Consider the following 16238-nt stretch of genomic DNA (forward strand, 5'->3'; position numbering starts at 1 on the left):
GACCGGGCGGTCGGGGCTCCTGCTCAGGCGGCCTGCAGCATGCGGTCCGCGGTGCGGAGCGAGAGCGCCATGATCGTCAGCGCCGGGTTCGCGATGACCGCGCTCGGGAACACCGAGTTGTCAGCGATCCACAGGTTCGGGACGTCCCACGAGCGGCCGTCCTGGTCGACGACGGAGGTCTCGCGGTCGGTGCCCATCCGCGCGGTGCCGATGGTGTGCGCCGTGCGTTCGAGCACCCGGACGTCCTGACCGCCAGCAGCCTCGACGATGGTCGTCATCGTGCGGACCGCGTGGCGGCGGATCGCCTCTTCGTTCGAGCCCGGGGTGAACGAGACCCGCGCACGCGGGACACCGTGCTCGTCGAGTTCGTCGGTCAGCTGGAGGCGGTTGTCGTCGTACGGCAGGCACTCGGCGTTGATGCCGACGCCGGCCGAGAACGGGTAGTCGTGCAGCGCCCGGACGAGTTCTGCGCCGCGGAGTCCGCCGCCTCGGACCAGCGACGTGGCGAAGGTCTGCGGCTGCGCGCCCAGGCTCTGGATGAGGTAGCCGCCGGCGAAGTCGGCGTCCGCGGGCCGCACGAAGTCCTCGGTGATGATCGACGACGGGTACCCGCGGTACGAACGCATCGACTCGTCGAACCGCGCCCACACCTGGGTGGCTCCGTGCGCGGTGAAGTTGCGACCGACCTGCCCGCTGCCGTTCGCGACACCGGTGTGCAGCAGCAGCCGCGGGGTCTCGACACCGCCCGCGGCGAGGACCAGGGACCGGCAGCGCTGGCGGTGCTCGCGCCCACCCGCGGTGTACACGACCGCCTCGACGCGACCACTCGAGTCGAGCTCGATGCCGTGCACGAAGGACTCCGGTCGGATCTCGGCACCGAAGGCCACGGCCGCCGGCAGGTAGGTCGTGTCCATCGACACCTTCGCACCGTTGCGGCACCCCTGGTGGCACGACCCGCAGGACACGCAGGCCTGGCGCAGCCCGTGGTGCTCCTGGTGGCGGTCCTCGGTGGTCAGCCCGACCGGGGCATCGGTCGCGGTGATCCCTGCGGCAGCGGTGCCGCGCATCATCATGTCCGAAGAAGCGTTCCGGGCCGGCGGGCGCATCCGGTAGCGGCGGGACGGGTCCCACGGGTAGTGCTCGGGACCGGCGACACCGACGTCGTGCTCGACCTGCTCGATCCATCCGGTGAGCTCGGCGTGGCTGATCGGCCAGTCCTGCCCTTCGCCGCTCTCGGTGCGGAGCCGCAGGTCGTGGGCGCTCGGCCGCGGGGTGAACGCGCCCCAGTGCAGCGTCGAACCGCCGACACCCGTCCCGCTGTTGTTCGGACCGAAGGCCGTCGGGGCTCCGCCACCGCTCAGCCGCTCGTCCATCCAGTTGATGTCACCGGGGGCGGCGACCTCGTCCGGCACGTGGTCGCCCGGCTCGGTGTTGCGGCCGGCCTCGAGCGCGACGACCGTCAGGCCACGGCGGGCCAGCGATGCGAGGAGCGGGGCTCCGCCGGCTCCGGTGCCGACCACCACCACGTCGACGACGCCGTCCGTGCCGTACGTGCGTTGTCCGTCGAGTCTCATCGTGCAGCTCCGGTCGTCGGTGCGGTGTCGATCGTGGTGTGGGGTGCGGGGGCTTCGGGCTCCCAGGCCTCGCGCTCCCCCGCCGCGAACAGTCGGAAGCCCTGCTTGCGGACGCCGTCGCCACCGTTCGCGTAGCCGTCGAAGTCGATGGCGGCCATGGTGGCGGGGTGCGCGAGCCAGTGCTTCACCAGGTCGACGCTGGCGTCCTCGAACCACGCACGCAGCTGTTCGGCGTCGAGGCCACCGTCGGCGCGGTACCGACCCACCGCCACGGCCTCGAGCGCCTGGTCGAGCGCACCATCGCGGGCGGGTGCGGCGAGGACGTCGAGCGCGGCACGGTAAGCCTCGGCGTCCACCGGCAGCCCGTCGGGTCGCCAGCCGTCGCCGAGCCCGGCGGCGAGCTGCGCGTCGACCCGCAGCGCCAGGTCGACCTGGTCGGAACCGGGCTGCGGGACGACGATCCTGGCGACCGCGCGGAGGGTGTCCAGCTGCGTCGGGGTGAGGGCCTGCGGTGCGGCCGCCGGGTCATCGGGCAGGGCACGAGCGGCGAGCAGGCCCCGGGTGCGGGCGCTGACCCGCGGCGAGGCGATCACGCGGGCGTGCTCCACGGGGACGACCGGTGACCCAGCGACCCGGCGTTGCCAGAAGTCGCGGATGCGCGCGGCCACGGCCTCGGGCTGCTCCCACGGCAGCAGGTGGGCGGCGCCGTCGACGACGTGGAGCTCGTTGTTCGGCCAGTGCGGCACGGTCAGGCGGCGCTGGGCGTCGGCATCGAGGTCGCCGTCCTCGGCACCGGCGAGCACGAGGGCGGGCACCGGGTTCGGCGCCGCGTCGGACCAGTCTTCACGGCTGCCGCGGGTCAGCCAGTCCCGCCAGGCCTCGGGGTCGGTCCGCTCGACGTCTCGCACCGCCGCCGTGTGGCGCGACGGTGCGAGGGCCGACGCCGTGTTCGCGGCGACGAACTCCTCGGCGTCGTCGGCGCTGATCGGGCCGTCGGCCGCCCACGACAGCATGGACCGGCGGCGGTCCTCGTCCATCGGCTCCGGGGCGAGCGGGGACGCGGCGAGGAGCACCACGGCACGCAGGCCGAACAGACCGTTCGCACCGGAGATCGTCCGGTCGGCGACCACCGTGGCGACCTTGCCGCCCATCGAGTGCCCGAGGAGTACCCATTCGGTCGAGCCGCTCGCGCCGATCGCGCGCTCCACCAGGACGGCCATCTCCTCGACGGTGGTGCCGGACGACGCCGGGCTGCGGCCGAAGCCGGGCAGGTCGATGCCGATCAGGTCGAGGTCGCCGACGAGTTCGGCGCGCAGCAGCGCGAACTCCTCGGAACTCGCGCCGAGGGCGTGGAGACAGAAGACGGTGGTCACCATGTATGCCTACCCGTCCCTTGCGGCCGCTCCCAGCCGGGCCGTACCCCGCCGGGTCGTGCGTGTACCCCGATCGACGGCGTCACCGGGCGTACGCGTCGACGAACAGGGCGCCCCGGAGATCACGCAGGGTGTCCGCCAGGCGATCGACGGTGCGGCCGGAGATGCCCGACACCTGCAGGTCGTGCGGGCCGAGCGCCGGCAGCCGTCCGGTGCGGATGCGGACGACCTCCCACCCCACGGCGCGGACGGCGCGGTCCTTCTTCCGGTCGGTCTCCTGCCGCGGGCCGACGTGCTCGAGCCCGTGCCGCCCGGTGGAGTCGTACTCGATGGCGACGCGCAGCTCGGGCAGGATGATGTCCGGCCAGGCCTCGACGTGGTCGAAGAACGGGCGGTCGAGCCGGATCGCGGAGTGGTCGTAGGTGAACGCGAACCGCTCGGACAGCATGCCCCGGAGCTCGGCCTCGACCGCCGAGGCCGTCGCCGGGGCGCAGACGCTCGTGAACGACTCACCCGACGGCAGCCGCGGGGTCTTCGGGCAGATCGTGCGGGGAACGGACTGGGCGCTCCGCCGTGGCGCCCCACCGGCCGACCCGGCGACGGGCCGACGGGACCGGGAACGGCTCGACGCGACGGCGCCGGCCGGGACCCCGCGCACCGGAGCCGCGGGCAGCGTCTGTCGTCCCGCGCTCCGGACGACCCGCTGCGGCACGGGGACCGCCTGGGGCCAGTCCGACGGCAGCACCGGCCACCGCTGCGGCTGCGCCTGCACCGCGCACTCGGGGCACCAGACGGAGCGGCGGCGCTCACGGCCCGGACGGGACCGCTGTTCGGACGGGGTCGCCACGAAGACGTGCCCGACGTCGCACTCCCAGGTGAGCAGGACCTCGGCCGCCGGGGGGACCTGGGTCAGGACGACGCCGTGGTTCCAGTCGGGGTGGTACTGCCGGATGAGCACCGGGTACGGCGCCCAGTCGGCGCGGAACTGTCCGACGGCGTACGGCACCGCTTCGCCGCGCGACCACTGTCGGCGGCGCCACCACGCATCGACGGGTTCGGCCACGCCACCACGCTAGGAACGACCACCGACACCCGCCGCGGCCGGCATTGCTCGGTGCGAGGTTGCCCTCTCGGTGCGGTGGAACAGGGCGGCACGGAGCCGGCAACCTCGCACCAGACTGGGCCAGGGGCGGGCGCGCACCGTGCGAGGATCGCCGGATGGTCTCGTCGTTCCTGACCCACGCTGAAGTGGTGGTCGACCCCGCGGTCCCGATCGAGTCGTGGGGGCTGTCGCACGAGGGCCGCGCACGGGCCAGGGCCGCGCACCCGTTCGCGTGGACCCCGGACTCCCGCCGCATCGTCTCGAGCACCGAACGCAAGGCCGTCGAGACCGCCGATCTGCTCGCCCTCGCCGTCGAGCTGCCCGTCGAGCAGGACCCCCTGCTCGGCGAGATCGACCGGAGCGCGACCGGCTACCTGCCGCCGTCCGAGTTCGAGGCCGTCGTCGACGCGTTCTTCGCCGAGCCCGAGCAGTCGGTCCGCGGCTGGGAACGGGCGGTCGACGCGCAGGAGCGCATCGTCGCGGCCGTCCGCCGGCACTGCGCCACCGGCGACGTCACGATCGTGTCGCACGGTGCGGTCGGCGCGCTGCTCCTGGCCCACCTGCGCGGCGTCCCGATCACGCGCGCCCTCGACCAACCCGGCATGGGCAGCGTCTTCCACTTCGACGCGCCCGCCTGGCGGGCGACCAGCGACTGGAGACGCGTCCCCGCGCCCTGACGGGAGGCCCGGGGCGGGGCCGCCACGGGCCTCCCGTCCGCCGCCTTCGCGGCCCGACCGCCGCGCTCGTCAGACCACGCGCGTCGCGCCCGTCACGGGGCCGGGAGCGGCGTCCTCGTCGTCGGCGTCGTGCAGGGTCCGCTCGGCCTGCCCGAGCAGGTGGTGCACGGCGAGGCCGATGGAGCGGGCACCGACGACCGCGACGAGCACGCTCAGCAGCGCCAGCAACGCGGCGGTGGGGATCCAGGCGGACGGCAGCGCGAGTGCCCGGAACCACTCCACTGCGGCGGTGGCGACCGCGGCGGCCGGGAACACGAACGACCAGAACCCGAGCGAGAACGCCAGGCGGACGTACCGCGGCAGCAGGGCCAGCTGCACGAGGACCATCAGGACGCCGAGGCCCGCGATGGCCTGCACGGGCAGGGTCACAGCACCGTCGGTGAGGGCGAACACCGACAGGGTGGCGACCGCCGGCGGCGCGACCAGGATCGCCATCGTCGGCACGAGCGGCCCCGGCAGCGCCGGTCGGAACGCCAGCCGGATGAGCAGCAGGCCGGTCATCACGCCCCAGAAGAACACGCCGACGCCGAGGGCCGGCCAGGACAGCCAGCCGACGCCGACCTCGTGCGTGGCGACCGAGGCGACCAGGGCCGCGGCGACGGTCGGCAGCAGGTAGCCGCCGTGCACGGACTCCAGGGCGAGCCGGCCCTCGAACCAGGTGCTCAGCAGCCAGGCGGCGAACCCGGCAGCGGTGGCCACGGCGGCGAGCACGACGACCTGCCCGGCGACGGGGGCGAACCGCGCGAGGTCGACGCCGAGCAGCATCGCGGTCGCGGGGACGAGCGCGGCGATCGGCCCCTGGGCCGGGTGGCGGAGCTGGTCGACCAGCCGTTCGCTGACGCGTGCGCCCCGGACGGCGTGCGCCCCGAGCAGCCACACCCACGCGACGGCCGCGATCGCCCAGAACACCTGCGGCACCACGGTGGGCAGGTGCAGCACGGGGGCGGCGTACGACCACGTCTCGGCGAAGCCGGCGAGGCCGAACGGGACGGCGAGGGTGTTGAGCGGGATGCGGGAAGTGGGTCGTGGCATGGCTCCCCTATTCTCGTGGACGGGTTGGCTGCGCCGGTGCGCGGCTGGGGCCGGGCGTGCGCGGCGGGGCGTGCGTGCCCGCGGGCCGTGTGTGCTCGGCGGGCCGTGCGTGCTCCGCGGTCAGGCGGCGGGCAGCTGCTCGCCCGCCTCGATCGCCACGTCGAGCCGGTTCTCGGCGGGCGGCAGCGGGCAGGTCGCGTGCGGGGTGTACGCGCACGGCAGGTTCGTCGACCGGTTGAAGTCGATGCGGGTGGCACCGTCGGCATCCGGTGCGGCGATGTCGAGACTCCGGTTCGCCGCGTACGTCGTGACCCCGCTCGTGCGGTCGGTGAACAGCACGTGCAGGCCGCCGGCGTGCCCGTTGAACGCCAGGAGCGACCGTGGCCCGTCGAGGTCGAACGTCAGGACGCCGGGGGCCTCGTAGACGTGCAGCAGGCCGTCGACGACGCTGCCGACGGTGACCTCGCGCGGGGTGTCGAACGGCTCGAAGTGGGCGTCCACGACGAAGCGTTCGGTGGGTGCGTACGCGGGGGTGCCGCGGTACGCGACGCGCGTCGGGTTCGAGGGGTGCCGCGGACGCAGCAGGTCGCTGCCGCCGCGCCGGGCGACCTCGATCACCACGGTCTCGTCGCCGTCGCGCCACACCACGTTCGTACTCGAGCGCTCCGGCAGCGGGCCGAACCGGTGCGTCCCGCTGACGTGCTGCCCGTCGACCTCGATCGTCTCGTCCTCGGCCAGTGCGACCACCGGGCCGTCCTCGTCCGTCGACCAGCTGCCGGGTGCGTCCTCGAAGCGTTCCGGCGTGGCGGTGAGCCAACGGATGCTGGTGATCGCGAGGAACCCGTGTTCGCTCGCCCGGGCCTGTTCGTGGTCGTCGTGCCAGGCGGTCCACGCTCCGGCGAAGGTCGGAGCGGCCGGGGTGGTCGGGTTCGTCGTGCTCATGGGTCGACCGTACGACGGGCGGCCCGGCGGCGCGACGATCGTGTCCCCGTGCGTCGGCGGGCGTGCGCGGGGCGGGGCGGGCGGCGGGCTGGGCGGCGCGATGCGCGGCGGCGCGGGCGGCGCGATGCGGAACGACAGCGTCGACGTCGCACGACATCGACCCTGTCGTTCGCACGCGCCTGTAACCGTCCGCGCGCGCAACGAGCGACCGAGTCGGTGTCGGACGACGTCGGCCATGTCGTTCGACGTCCGCACGCATCCACAGTCGCGGAACGTAACGGGCCCGATCCCTCGTGGCAGAGTGGCACTGCAGCGCACCGCGAAGCCTCGCGCGCGGCCCCCGACTCCCGACAGTCCGTCCCCATCGAGAGGAAGGCAGCGCATGCCCTTCGAGAACACCGACCGCATCCAGGCCACCACCGCCGGATCGCTCCCCCGGACCCCCGAGCTCATCGCCGCGAACGCCGCGCGGCCCGTCGCCGCCGACGGCTTCACGCTCGAGACCACCGACGAGGTCCGGGCCCTGACGAGCGCGGCCGTCGACGACGTCGTCGCACGGCAGACCGCGCTCGGCATCACGCAGCCCGGCGACGGCGAGTTCGGGAAGGCGATGTCGAACAGCGTCGACTACGGCGCCTGGTGGGGCTACTCGTTCCAGCGCGTCAGCGGCCTGAGCCTGACCGACGAGAACATCTTCTCGCAGCAGCCGGTCCGGTCCACCCCGGGGAACATCCGGCTGACGAGCTTCCCGGACCGCCGCGACTGGACGATCTTCCACGACGCCTACACGGACCCCGAGTCGGGCATCGGCACCGGCAAGAACGCCACCGCGTTCCCGACCACCACCGGCCCGATCACCTACACCGGACACGAGGCCGCGGCCACCGACGCCGCGAACCTCGAGCACGCGGTCGAGGCCGCCGGCGCGGACAACGGCTTCATCACGGCACTCTCCCCCGGTTCGGCCGCCCGCATCGCGAACGAGTACTACGCGACCGAGGAAGAACACATCTGGGCCTGGGCCGATGCTCTGCGCGAGGAGTACACGACGGTCCTCGACGCCGGCCTCGTGCTGCAGATCGACGACCCCTCGATCGCCGAGAACTGGGACCAGATCAACCCCGAGCCGAGCATCGAGGACTACCGGGCCTTCACCCGCATCCGCGTCGAGGCGCTCAACCACGCGCTCCGCGGCCTCGACACGAGCCGGGTGCGCTTCCACCTGTGCTGGGGGTCCTGGCACGGCCCGCACACCACCGACATCGAGCTCCGCCACATCGTCGACCTGATGCTCGACATCGACGCCGGCGCGTACTCGTTCGAGGCCGCGAACGCCCGCCACGAGCACGAGTGGACCGTCTGGCAGGACGTCACCCTGCCCGAGGGCAAGGTCATCGTCCCGGGCGTCGTCAGCCACGCCACGAACGTCGTCGAGCACCCCGACCTGGTCTCGCAGCGCATCGAGCGGTTCGCCTCGGTCGTCGGACGCGAGCGTGTCATCGCCAGCACCGACTGTGGCCTGGGCGGACGGGTGCACCCGCAGATCGCCGCGGCGAAGCTCGAGTCGCTCGGCGAGGGTGCCCGGCGCGCGAGCGCGAAGCTCTTCTAGCCGCCCGTTCCTTCCCAGAACGGCTGCGATCCCTGGCGAGATCGGGCGTACCTGCCACGAAGAACACGGCAGGGACGCCCGTTTCGTGCGGGTACGCCCGGGTCCGGCAGGTATGCCCGGGTCCGGCAGGTACGCCCGGATCCGGGCGCACGCACGAGCGGACTGGAGGCCCCGTGCCAGCTGGCACCGGGCCTCCAGTCCGTCAGCGGCGTCGGCCCAGGGCGACGGCCGCGATCGCCACGAGCGCTCCGGCCCACAGCACCGGGCGCGTGACGCGCCGTCGCTTCGCGACCCAGCCGCCGTCCGTCGCGTTCGCGGCGTCGGCGGGGGCGTAGAGGTTGCCGTCGGTCGGGGCGCCCTTGCCGCGGAGCGCGAACGTCTCCACCATCGGCTTCGTGATCTTGTGGAACAGGCCCGGGAACACGTACTGCAGCGGCACGAGCGATGCCTGCAGTCGCCCGACGAAGCGGTAGCGCTTGGGGTGCGTGGCGGCGTGCACCACCGCACGGCCGGCACGCTCGACCGAGACGGTGGGCGGCAGCGGGTGCGAGTTCTTGCCGGTGTAGTTGGCGCCGTTCTGGTAGATCGGGGTGTCGATCGTGGACGGCAGCAGGGCGGTGAACCTGATGCCGGTGCCCGCGAACTCGTCGCCGAGCACGTCGACCAGGCCGAGCGCCGCGTGCTTGCTCGTCACGTACGCCGACTGGTACGGGGCGGACAGCAGCGACTGGATCGAGCCGACCAGCACGTAGGTGCCCTTCCCGCGCTGCTTCCAGTGCGGCAGCAGGTGCGTGATGGCGTTGAGGTGCCCGTAGAGGTTCGTGTTGACGACGCGCTTGAACGCCTCGGTGGGGGTCTGCTCGAACAGGCCGTAGACGAACAGCGCCGCGTTGCCGACGAAGACGTCGATGCGACCGAAGCGCGTCGTTACGGTGCCGATGAGGTCCTTGACCTGGCGCTCGTCGGCGACGTCCGTCGGGATCGCGATCGCCTCGGCGCCGAGCTTCCGGCACTCGGCGGCAGCGGCCTCGAGCGAGTCGTGCCCGCGCGCGGCGAGCACGAGTGTGGCGCCCTGCCGGGCGAACTCGTGTGCGGCGGCCCTCCCGATGCCGCTCGATGCTCCGGTGATGACGACGATCTTCCCGCGGTACCGATGTCCCATGCGTCCTTGGTACCCGTCGTCGGTCCGTTCCCGCACAGCCGGGCCGTACCCCTGGGCACGGTGCGAAGATGGAGCATGCGCAAGGACGACCTGACCGTCGACGAAGCCGCGGTCATCGCCGAACACGCCCGCTCCGGTGCCCTCGACGTCGACGACCCCGAGGTGCGGAAGGTCGTCGAGCAGGCGAACCGGGTGCTCGTGCGTGCGCAGATGTGGGGCGAAGAGCGGAGCCCGAAGCTGCGGCGCCGCCGACGGTTCATCGCGATCGGCGCCCTCGTGATGGTGCTCGTCTGGGTCGCCGGGTTGCTCGTGCCGCTGGCACTGCGCTTCGGCTGACGGGTCCGTCAGCGCCGGCCGCGGTGTGCGCGGTGTGCGCGGTGTGCGCGGTGTGCGCGGTGTGGACCGAACACGGTCAGACCCTGGTCAGACGCGCCCCGATGGTGCATGATCCGACGACCACACCACCGCCGCGCTGCAGGGAGCACGACTTGGACCAGCACATCGATCGACGGCGCTTCGTGTCGCTCGGACTCGCAGGCGCTGCCGCCACCGCGCTCGGCGTCACGGCGATCGGCGCGGACGGGTCGGCGCAGGCGGCGACCGGGGCTGCGGCCCCGACTGCCGAACCCGTCCTGCTCGCCGCCGACGAGTTCGACGGCCCGGCCGGCAGTGCACCGAACCCGGCGGTCTGGCGGTACGACCTGGGTGCCGGCGGCTGGGGAAACGCCGAACTGGAGACCTACACGGACTCGCGGCGGAACGCGGCGCTCGACGGCGCGGGCAACCTCGTCATCACCGCACAGCGCGAAGCCGACGGCTCGTACACCTCGGCCCGGCTGAAGTCCGAAGGCACCTCCACCGCGCAGTACGGCCGCATCGAGGCGCGGATCCGGATCCCTCGGGGGCAGGGCATCTGGCCGGCGTTCTGGATGCTCGGCGCCGACATCGGGCAGGTCGGCTGGCCCGCGTGCGGGGAGATCGACGTCATGGAGAACGTCGGGTACGAGCCGGGGATCGTGCACGGCACGGTGCACGGGCCCGGGTACTCCGGTGCCCAGGGCATCTCGGCGTCGTACACGGCTCCGTCCGGCGCAGCGTTCGCCGACGACTTCCACGTGTACGGGGTCGACTGGCGCCCCGGTTCGATCACCTGGACGGTCGACGGTGTCGCGTACCGGACCCTCACCCGCGACGACGTGGGGTCGAACCCGTGGGTCTTCGACAAGCCGTTCTTCGTCATCCTCAACGTCGCGGTCGGCGGCACGTGGCCCGGGCCGCCCGACGACTCGACGCAGTTCCCGCAGCAGATGACCGTCGACTGGCTGCGGGTCCACCAGAACGCCTAGCCGGGGTCGCGCCGGAGCAGGAGCGTGTCAGGGACGACGGTTCGCCCGGGCGACGAGCCACAGGTAGGTGCTGTGCCCGACCAGGGCGAGTCCGAAGAACACCGCGGCGACCGCGTACACCCGGTCGAGCTTGCCCTGTCCGATCACGAGCATCACGACGCAGAACACGACGGCGATCGCGAGGACACCGACCTGCACGGTCGACCAGATCCGTCGGAAGCGCGGCATGCCCGTCTCGTTCACGTCACCCATTCTGCCCGATGCCGTCAGTGCTTCTCCGGGTCGTGTCCCCAGTTCATGAGCGAGTACCGCCACGGGGTGTCGTGCACGTCGCCGTCGGGGCGCTGCTCCGCGTGCCGGGCGACGTAGCCGACGACCTTCCGCATGTGCGCCAGGTCGTCCTCGGTCCGGTCGGCCTTGCGCTTCTGGAGGATGCGGATGATGTGCCGACCGCTCTCGTGCCCGGGTCGACTCGCCGCCGCCGGAGGGCTTCTGCCCGACGGACTTCGACTCGTCGGTGTCGAGCCACCTCCGCAGCTCGGTGGCGGTCATGTTCACCGCGTCGTCGAAGTCGGCCCGGGTCTGCTCGTCGTCGTGCTCGCTCATGCGGTCGAGACAACCCGTCGGTCCTGGACGACTGCGCAGTGCGGGCCGGGTCAGATGGGAATGGAACGACCCCGCGCGGTGTCGAACTCTCCACTGACCACGAAGGAGCCCACCATGAGCGTCGACCTCCACGAGAGCACCGGCACCCGGATCGTCACCGACGAGCGGACGTGCCTGCAGACGACCGTCCTGCCGAAGCTGCACGACGAGCGCACCCCGTCCTTCGGCCGCTGGCTCGGACAGATCAACCACACCGGCTGAGCCGGCACCCGGCGACGGCACGCACGGCCCGGTCCAGACACCCGGCCCGCCAGGCCCGCCAGGCACGGCCTGTCGCCGCCGCAGTCGCCGTCGCCGGCACTGCTACCGTGCACCCATGTCCTGGGGCCGGCGGTACTACGCGCTGCAAGCCGTCGGCGGAGCGGCCTGGTGGATCGCCGTCGCCACGCTGCCGTGGGTCCGGACCACCACGCTCGGTTCGGTCGACCCGGTGCTCGTCGCCGTCCTCGACGTCCCGTTGTTCGTCGTGGCCTCGGCCCTCGCCGCCGCCGGTGTCCGGGCCGCCGCGGTCGTCACGACGGGATGGACCGCCGTGGTGCTCTGCGCGCTCGCCGTCTGGGCAACGGCCACCGGCGAGGCCGGCTGGGGCGTGCTGATCATGCTCGCGGCCACGATCGGCTCGGTGCTCGCGCTCGGTCTCGTGCTGCTCGGACGGATCCCGACCGAGTGGGTGACGAGCGGCCCGCTGCGGATCCGCACCGCCGACGCCGACGCCCCGCGGTCCCGGCACGTCGCCGCGACCGTGCTGCAGATCGTCGTGTTCTGGGGTCTGTTCCTCGGGGTGTTCCCCCTGGTCATCGCGTTCGCGGAGCACCGATGGGGCCTGCACCCGGACCCGCCCGTTCCCCTGGTGAGCGCCTCGACCGTCCTCGGGGTGGTCGTGCTCCTGCTGGCGAGCGCACTCGGCATCGCGTCGGCGGCGGCCATGTCGACGAAGGGCGGCGGCACCCCGCTGCCCTCAGCGACGGCGAACCGCCTGGTCGTCGCGGGGCCGTACCGTTCGGTGCGGAACCCGATGGCCCTGGCCGGCATCACCCAGGGCGTCGCCGTCGGCCTGCTGCTGTCGTCGTGGCTGGTCGTCGTCTACGCGGTCGCGGGTTCCGTCGTGTGGAACTGCATCGTCCGACCGCTCGAGGAAGCCGACCTCGACGAGCGGTTCGGCGACGACTTCCGCCGGTACGCCGAGCAGGTGCGCTGCTGGGTGCCTCGGTGGCCGATCCCCGCTCGGGTGGGCTCGGTGCCGCTCACCTCGTCGCGCCGCTGAGCGGTTTAACGACGCCGGCGTCGTCGTTCGGCGCCGCCGGGTCGTCGAGACGCCTCCGTTTCCGGCGGCGTCTCGACGACGGGGCGGCGTCTCGACGACACGCCGGCGTCTCGACGACGGGGCGGCGTCTCGACGACGGGGCGGCGTCTCGACGACACGCCGGCGTGTCCGGACCGGCACCGACACCGGCCTGGAGGCGCCAGGCGGCGCCGCCACGGGCCTCCTGTCCGTCAGCCGGCCGGGTCCACCACCGGCGGCCGCGCGGACGGGGCGAGCGCACGGATCCGCTTGGCGGGGACGCCGGCGTAGACGCCGTGCGCCGCCAGGCGGCCGACCACCACGGCGCCGGCTGCGACCACGACGTCGTGCTCGATGTGCGCCCCCGGCAGGATCGTTGCCCGACCGCCGATCCAGACGTGCTCCTCGATGAGGACCGGGCGGCCCGTCGGGACGTCGTTCCACCGGCCGTCGGCGTCGATGTCGTGGTGGCTCGTCATGATGAGCACCTGCATGCCGATCGCGGTGTTCGCACCGATCGTCACGGGTGCCACGGCCTCGACGGTGACGTTCCGGTTGCAGAACACGCCCCGGCCGATCGTCAGGTGCCTGGGATCGCCCGTCAGCGAGAACCCGGCGCCCACACCGGACTCCGCGCGGGCCCCGGCGACGAGCAGCAGGAGCCGCCGCACGATCCGCGGCAGCAGCGCCGACCCGAGCACGGCGGTGAAGAGCAGGTGTTCCCTGGCGTGTGCGGCGTCCTCGACGAGCCGCCGACCGAACGTCGACGGGGCAGGGACCGCCGGGGCAGGTGCCGAGGTCGGGACGGGTAGTGCTGCTGAGCCGGCCATGTGGTCTCCAGTCGTCGTGGCTGCGTGTCCGTGCAGCGCCACCGTAGGACGACGACCGTCGGCGATCGGCCGGACGACGGGCGGTTGCGGGATTCTTGCGGGGCCGCGCCGCTCGGCGGCCGCGCGCCGGCCCGGCTACGCGCGTGCGCCGTCGCGGGCGGTGGACGCCGTCTGCCGGGGCAGCTCGCCGAACTCCTCGCGGTAGCTCCCCGCGAACCGGCCCAGGTGGGCGAACCCGGTGGCACGGGCGATCTCGGCGACGCTCCGGCCGTCTCCGGACTCGAGCTGTTCGCGCGCGAGCAGCAGCCGGATCCGACGCAGGTACATCGTCGGGGTGATGCCGTGGTGGCGCTGGAACGCCGCCTGCACGCCGCGCACGCTCAGGCCGGCGGCCTCGGCGACGTCGTCGACGCTGATCGGTTCGGTGGCGTGCTCGAGCAGGAACGTCTCGGCTCGGGCGAACCGGGCCGTGGCGGCCACGACCGGTTCGTGCTGGCCCACAGGCCAGTGCGGGATGGCGGTGAGCAGGCCACCGGCCGCGAAGCGGGCGAGTTCCCGCTCACGCTCGACCCGCACGGTCTCCGGTCCGGCCAGGACCTCCTGGGCGACGGACCGGACCATCAGCCACCAGGCCGCCAGCGGTGCGCCCTCGGGGACGTGCCGCGGACGGAACTCGAGCGGGCCCGGGGCCCAGTCCCCACGCTCCGCTGCGACCTGCTCGACGATCGCGCGGTCGATGCGCAGGACGTCCTTGTTGCAGTCGATCCACCGGAAGCGCTGCGGGCCCTGCCGGAACAGCATCGGGCGGCCGATCTGCACCGGCTCGCCGTCGAGCTGCGCGACGCCCGACTTCATCCAGACGATCATCATCTCGCTGCCCGGCTCGATCGCTCCGCGCAGGTCGCCCGTGCAGCGGGTGGACTCGAGCGACAGCAGCGACGTCCCGCGGATCCGTTCCTCGAAGACGAACTCGGCGTCCGTCGGCTCGACCGACAGGTCGTGCGTGGTGTGCGTCCGAGCCAGGGCCTCGGCCGCGACCGACGGCTCGACGGTCTGGATCTCCCGCAGCAGGCGGTGCATCGTCTCGGGCACGTGACGATCCTCCCGAGATCTCGGCGTCCGCGCAACGAGCGACGCGCCGGGTTCCTGTACGGCGACCAGCGAGGGCACTGTTTGCTGTGCTCCAGGAGGTCGCCACATGAAGCAGATCCAGTACGACCGCTCGACGATCCTGACGAGCGACGACGTGGCCGATGCCGTGATCGAGTACGCCGCGGCCCTGGCCGGCGGCAACCGGGCGGACACCGTCGCGATCCCCTCGGTGGCGGCGGACGGCACCATGACGACCACCAAGGTGCTCATCGGCCCGTCGAGCCAGCTCGTCGTCGCCGATGCCGACGAGGACGAGCTCGAGCGCGAGGACGCGGACTTCGTCGAGCGGTTGCGTGCCGCCGCACTGACGTTCGAGCACGACGAGGTGATCCACGCGGACACCCGGTCGGACCTGACCGAGGGGCCCGTGGCCTAGCAGGGCCTGCGGGCGCGGGGAGGTGGACCGCTGGACTAGCGCCCGAAGTCCGGCGGCTCGGCGCTCGTGTCCACGGCGAGCACCGCTTCGGTGCGGCGCGCGACCTCGAGCAGGAACGCTTCGCCCTCGGGTTCGAGGTCGTCGTCGGGTGCGGGCTCCACCGCGACCGGGACACCCGGGGCCAGCAACACCTCGACGGTGCTCGCCACCCCGAAGTCGTCGGCGGTGGGGATCGACACGACGTCGCTCAGTCGGCTCTGGTGCAGCGCGGCCGCGTACCGGATCACCGCTTCGGCGATCGAGTCGCTCGTCAGGACACGGACGGTGCCCGCGTAGTTCACGTACTTCAACGTTGCTCCCTGGTGAAGAGGAGCATCCGCCGCGGTGACGGTTCCCTGATCCGGTGCCACGGTAGGCCGCCGTCGGGCCACGCACACATCTTCGCGGACAGAACGGGGTACGCGGCGCCCGGCCGGTCGGTGCCGGGTGACCGGTGTCGGGGGACGCTCCCCCTGAACCGTCGCCCACCGCGAGCGGCCTACGTTCTGGCCCATGTCCACGCGAGCGAAGACCGTCACGGCGCTGTTCGGCGCCGCCACCGTAGCCCTGCTGCTCACCGCCTGCGACCCCGGCGGAGCGCAGAACATCGACCCCGTCGGCAAGGTGCCCGGCTCCGAGCAGAAGTCCCAGTCGGCGCAGTGCGACGTTGCCGCGAGTGCCACCGTCGACATGATCGACGAGGCGGTCGGGTCACACGACACCACCGAGTTCGCGAACGTCCAGGAGGGCGACGGCGGCTGGTACCTCGGTGCGGCGATCGTCCCGGCGGACAGCAACGACTCGAACGACGACGAGATCACCGTCTGGGCGACCACCGCCGACCCCACGGCCGACGACTTCGACGGTCCGCTGTACGCCGTGAACGACGTCGCGAAGCAGGCCGTGGCCGACGAGTCGACCACCACCTCGGACGCGCCGACGCCGTTCGCCGACGACTCCGAGGCCGCCCAGCAGGTCGAGAGCTGCGTCGTCGAGGCGTCCGACCGCTAGTCGCC

Annotated in this window: 19 protein-coding genes and 1 pseudogene; 8 read left to right on the forward strand and 12 right to left on the reverse strand. The window is 72.9% G+C overall.

The annotated features are described in order from the left end of the window. Positions 1–23 precede the first annotated feature (23 nt). The 3 genes from ITJ50_RS11725 to ITJ50_RS11735 form a co-directional block, all read right to left on the reverse strand. Complete coding sequence (locus tag ITJ50_RS11725) at positions 24–1574, reverse strand: GMC family oxidoreductase (RefSeq protein ID WP_071251089.1); 1551 nt, start codon at positions 1572–1574, stop codon at positions 24–26. After that, the gene (locus tag ITJ50_RS11730; protein ID WP_056068427.1) at positions 1571–2950 is read right to left on the reverse strand and encodes an alpha/beta fold hydrolase; all 1380 of its coding nucleotides are present in this window, start codon (positions 2948–2950) and stop codon (positions 1571–1573) included. Before ITJ50_RS11730 ends, ITJ50_RS11725 begins: the two co-directional genes overlap by 4 nt. A 79-nt stretch (positions 2951–3029) precedes the next feature. Then, positions 3030–4010, reverse strand: coding sequence for a hypothetical protein (locus tag ITJ50_RS11735; RefSeq protein ID WP_017885640.1), 981 nt, complete (start codon positions 4008–4010; stop codon positions 3030–3032). A gap of 155 nt (positions 4011–4165) precedes the next feature. Between ITJ50_RS11735 and ITJ50_RS11740 the strand changes: the two genes are divergently transcribed. Beyond that, positions 4166–4726, forward strand: coding sequence for a histidine phosphatase family protein (locus ITJ50_RS11740; RefSeq protein ID WP_194590543.1), 561 nt, complete (start codon positions 4166–4168; stop codon positions 4724–4726). 69 nt (positions 4727–4795) lie between these two features. On the opposite strand, the gene ITJ50_RS11745 is transcribed toward ITJ50_RS11740, so the two are convergent. Both ITJ50_RS11745 and ITJ50_RS11750 read right to left on the reverse strand, forming a co-directional pair. Further along, a complete protein-coding gene (locus ITJ50_RS11745) occupies positions 4796–5818 on the reverse strand; it encodes a transporter (protein ID WP_027465426.1) in 1023 nt (340 codons plus the stop codon). A gap of 120 nt (positions 5819–5938) precedes the next feature. Next, complete coding sequence (locus ITJ50_RS11750) at positions 5939–6760, reverse strand: DUF1684 domain-containing protein (protein WP_051067345.1); 822 nt, start codon at positions 6758–6760, stop codon at positions 5939–5941. 382 nt (positions 6761–7142) lie between these two features. On the opposite strand from ITJ50_RS11750, the gene ITJ50_RS11755 reads away from it, so the two are divergent. Beyond that, the gene (locus ITJ50_RS11755) at positions 7143–8369 is read left to right on the forward strand and encodes a cobalamin-independent methionine synthase II family protein (RefSeq protein WP_194590545.1); all 1227 of its coding nucleotides are present in this window, start codon (positions 7143–7145) and stop codon (positions 8367–8369) included. A 202-nt stretch (positions 8370–8571) separates the two neighbouring features. Here the strand turns inward: ITJ50_RS11755 and ITJ50_RS11760 are convergent, their stop codons facing one another. Then, positions 8572–9531, reverse strand: a complete 960-nt coding sequence (locus ITJ50_RS11760) for an SDR family NAD(P)-dependent oxidoreductase (RefSeq protein ID WP_194590546.1) — start codon at positions 9529–9531, stop codon at positions 8572–8574. A 75-nt stretch (positions 9532–9606) separates the two neighbouring features. Between ITJ50_RS11760 and ITJ50_RS11765 the strand changes: the two genes are divergently transcribed. Both ITJ50_RS11765 and ITJ50_RS11770 read left to right on the forward strand, forming a co-directional pair. Further along, positions 9607–9867 (forward strand): hypothetical protein, encoded by a 261-nt coding sequence (locus tag ITJ50_RS11765; RefSeq protein ID WP_017885652.1) that lies wholly within the window; start codon positions 9607–9609, stop codon positions 9865–9867. Positions 9868–10019: 152 nt separating this feature from the next. Next, on the forward strand, positions 10020–10877 hold the full coding sequence (locus ITJ50_RS11770) for a family 16 glycosylhydrolase (RefSeq protein WP_194590547.1): 858 nt from the start codon (positions 10020–10022) through the stop codon (positions 10875–10877). Between the two features lie 27 nt (positions 10878–10904). Here the strand turns inward: ITJ50_RS11770 and ITJ50_RS11775 are convergent, their stop codons facing one another. From ITJ50_RS11775 to ITJ50_RS17910, 3 genes and pseudogenes are all read right to left on the reverse strand, one after another. Continuing rightward, positions 10905–11120 carry a hypothetical protein gene (locus tag ITJ50_RS11775; RefSeq protein WP_139179681.1) on the reverse strand — a complete coding sequence of 72 codons (216 nt, stop codon included), beginning with the start codon at positions 11118–11120 and terminating at the stop codon, positions 10905–10907. Between the two features lie 23 nt (positions 11121–11143). Continuing rightward, positions 11144–11320: a DUF3140 domain-containing protein gene (locus ITJ50_RS17655; RefSeq protein ID WP_323749911.1), complete on the reverse strand. Its 177-nt coding sequence runs from the start codon at positions 11318–11320 to the stop codon at positions 11144–11146. Between the two features lie 70 nt (positions 11321–11390). Further along, a pseudogene (locus ITJ50_RS17910) lies at positions 11391–11483 on the reverse strand (DUF3140 domain-containing protein); the annotation flags it as partial. Positions 11484–11597: 114 nt separating this feature from the next. On the opposite strand from ITJ50_RS17910, the gene ITJ50_RS11785 reads away from it, so the two are divergent. Next, a complete protein-coding gene (locus ITJ50_RS11785) occupies positions 11598–11744 on the forward strand; it encodes a hypothetical protein (RefSeq protein ID WP_156155412.1) in 147 nt (48 codons plus the stop codon). A 115-nt stretch (positions 11745–11859) separates the two neighbouring features. Continuing rightward, complete coding sequence (locus tag ITJ50_RS11790) at positions 11860–12807, forward strand: methyltransferase family protein (protein WP_194590548.1); 948 nt, start codon at positions 11860–11862, stop codon at positions 12805–12807. 230 nt (positions 12808–13037) lie between these two features. On the opposite strand, the gene ITJ50_RS11795 is transcribed toward ITJ50_RS11790, so the two are convergent. Both ITJ50_RS11795 and ITJ50_RS17915 read right to left on the reverse strand, forming a co-directional pair. After that, positions 13038–13655 (reverse strand): acyltransferase, encoded by a 618-nt coding sequence (locus ITJ50_RS11795; protein WP_194590549.1) that lies wholly within the window; start codon positions 13653–13655, stop codon positions 13038–13040. A 135-nt stretch (positions 13656–13790) separates the two neighbouring features. Next, on the reverse strand, positions 13791–14747 hold the full coding sequence (locus ITJ50_RS17915; RefSeq protein WP_194590550.1) for an AraC family transcriptional regulator: 957 nt from the start codon (positions 14745–14747) through the stop codon (positions 13791–13793). A 106-nt stretch (positions 14748–14853) separates the two neighbouring features. Between ITJ50_RS17915 and ITJ50_RS11805 the strand changes: the two genes are divergently transcribed. Further along, complete coding sequence (locus ITJ50_RS11805; RefSeq protein WP_017885660.1) at positions 14854–15183, forward strand: hypothetical protein; 330 nt, start codon at positions 14854–14856, stop codon at positions 15181–15183. Between the two features lie 35 nt (positions 15184–15218). Here ITJ50_RS11805 and ITJ50_RS11810 read toward each other — a convergent pair whose 3' ends face one another. Further along, the gene (locus tag ITJ50_RS11810) at positions 15219–15533 is read right to left on the reverse strand and encodes a hypothetical protein (protein WP_152427129.1); all 315 of its coding nucleotides are present in this window, start codon (positions 15531–15533) and stop codon (positions 15219–15221) included. A gap of 202 nt (positions 15534–15735) precedes the next feature. On the opposite strand from ITJ50_RS11810, the gene ITJ50_RS11815 reads away from it, so the two are divergent. Next, a complete protein-coding gene (locus ITJ50_RS11815) occupies positions 15736–16233 on the forward strand; it encodes a hypothetical protein (protein WP_194590551.1) in 498 nt (165 codons plus the stop codon). The last annotated feature ends 5 nt before the right edge of the window (positions 16234–16238 follow it).

The sequence above is a fragment of the Curtobacterium sp. VKM Ac-2889 genome, from assembly GCF_015350855.1.
Classification (GTDB): domain Bacteria; phylum Actinomycetota; class Actinomycetes; order Actinomycetales; family Microbacteriaceae; genus Curtobacterium; species Curtobacterium poinsettiae.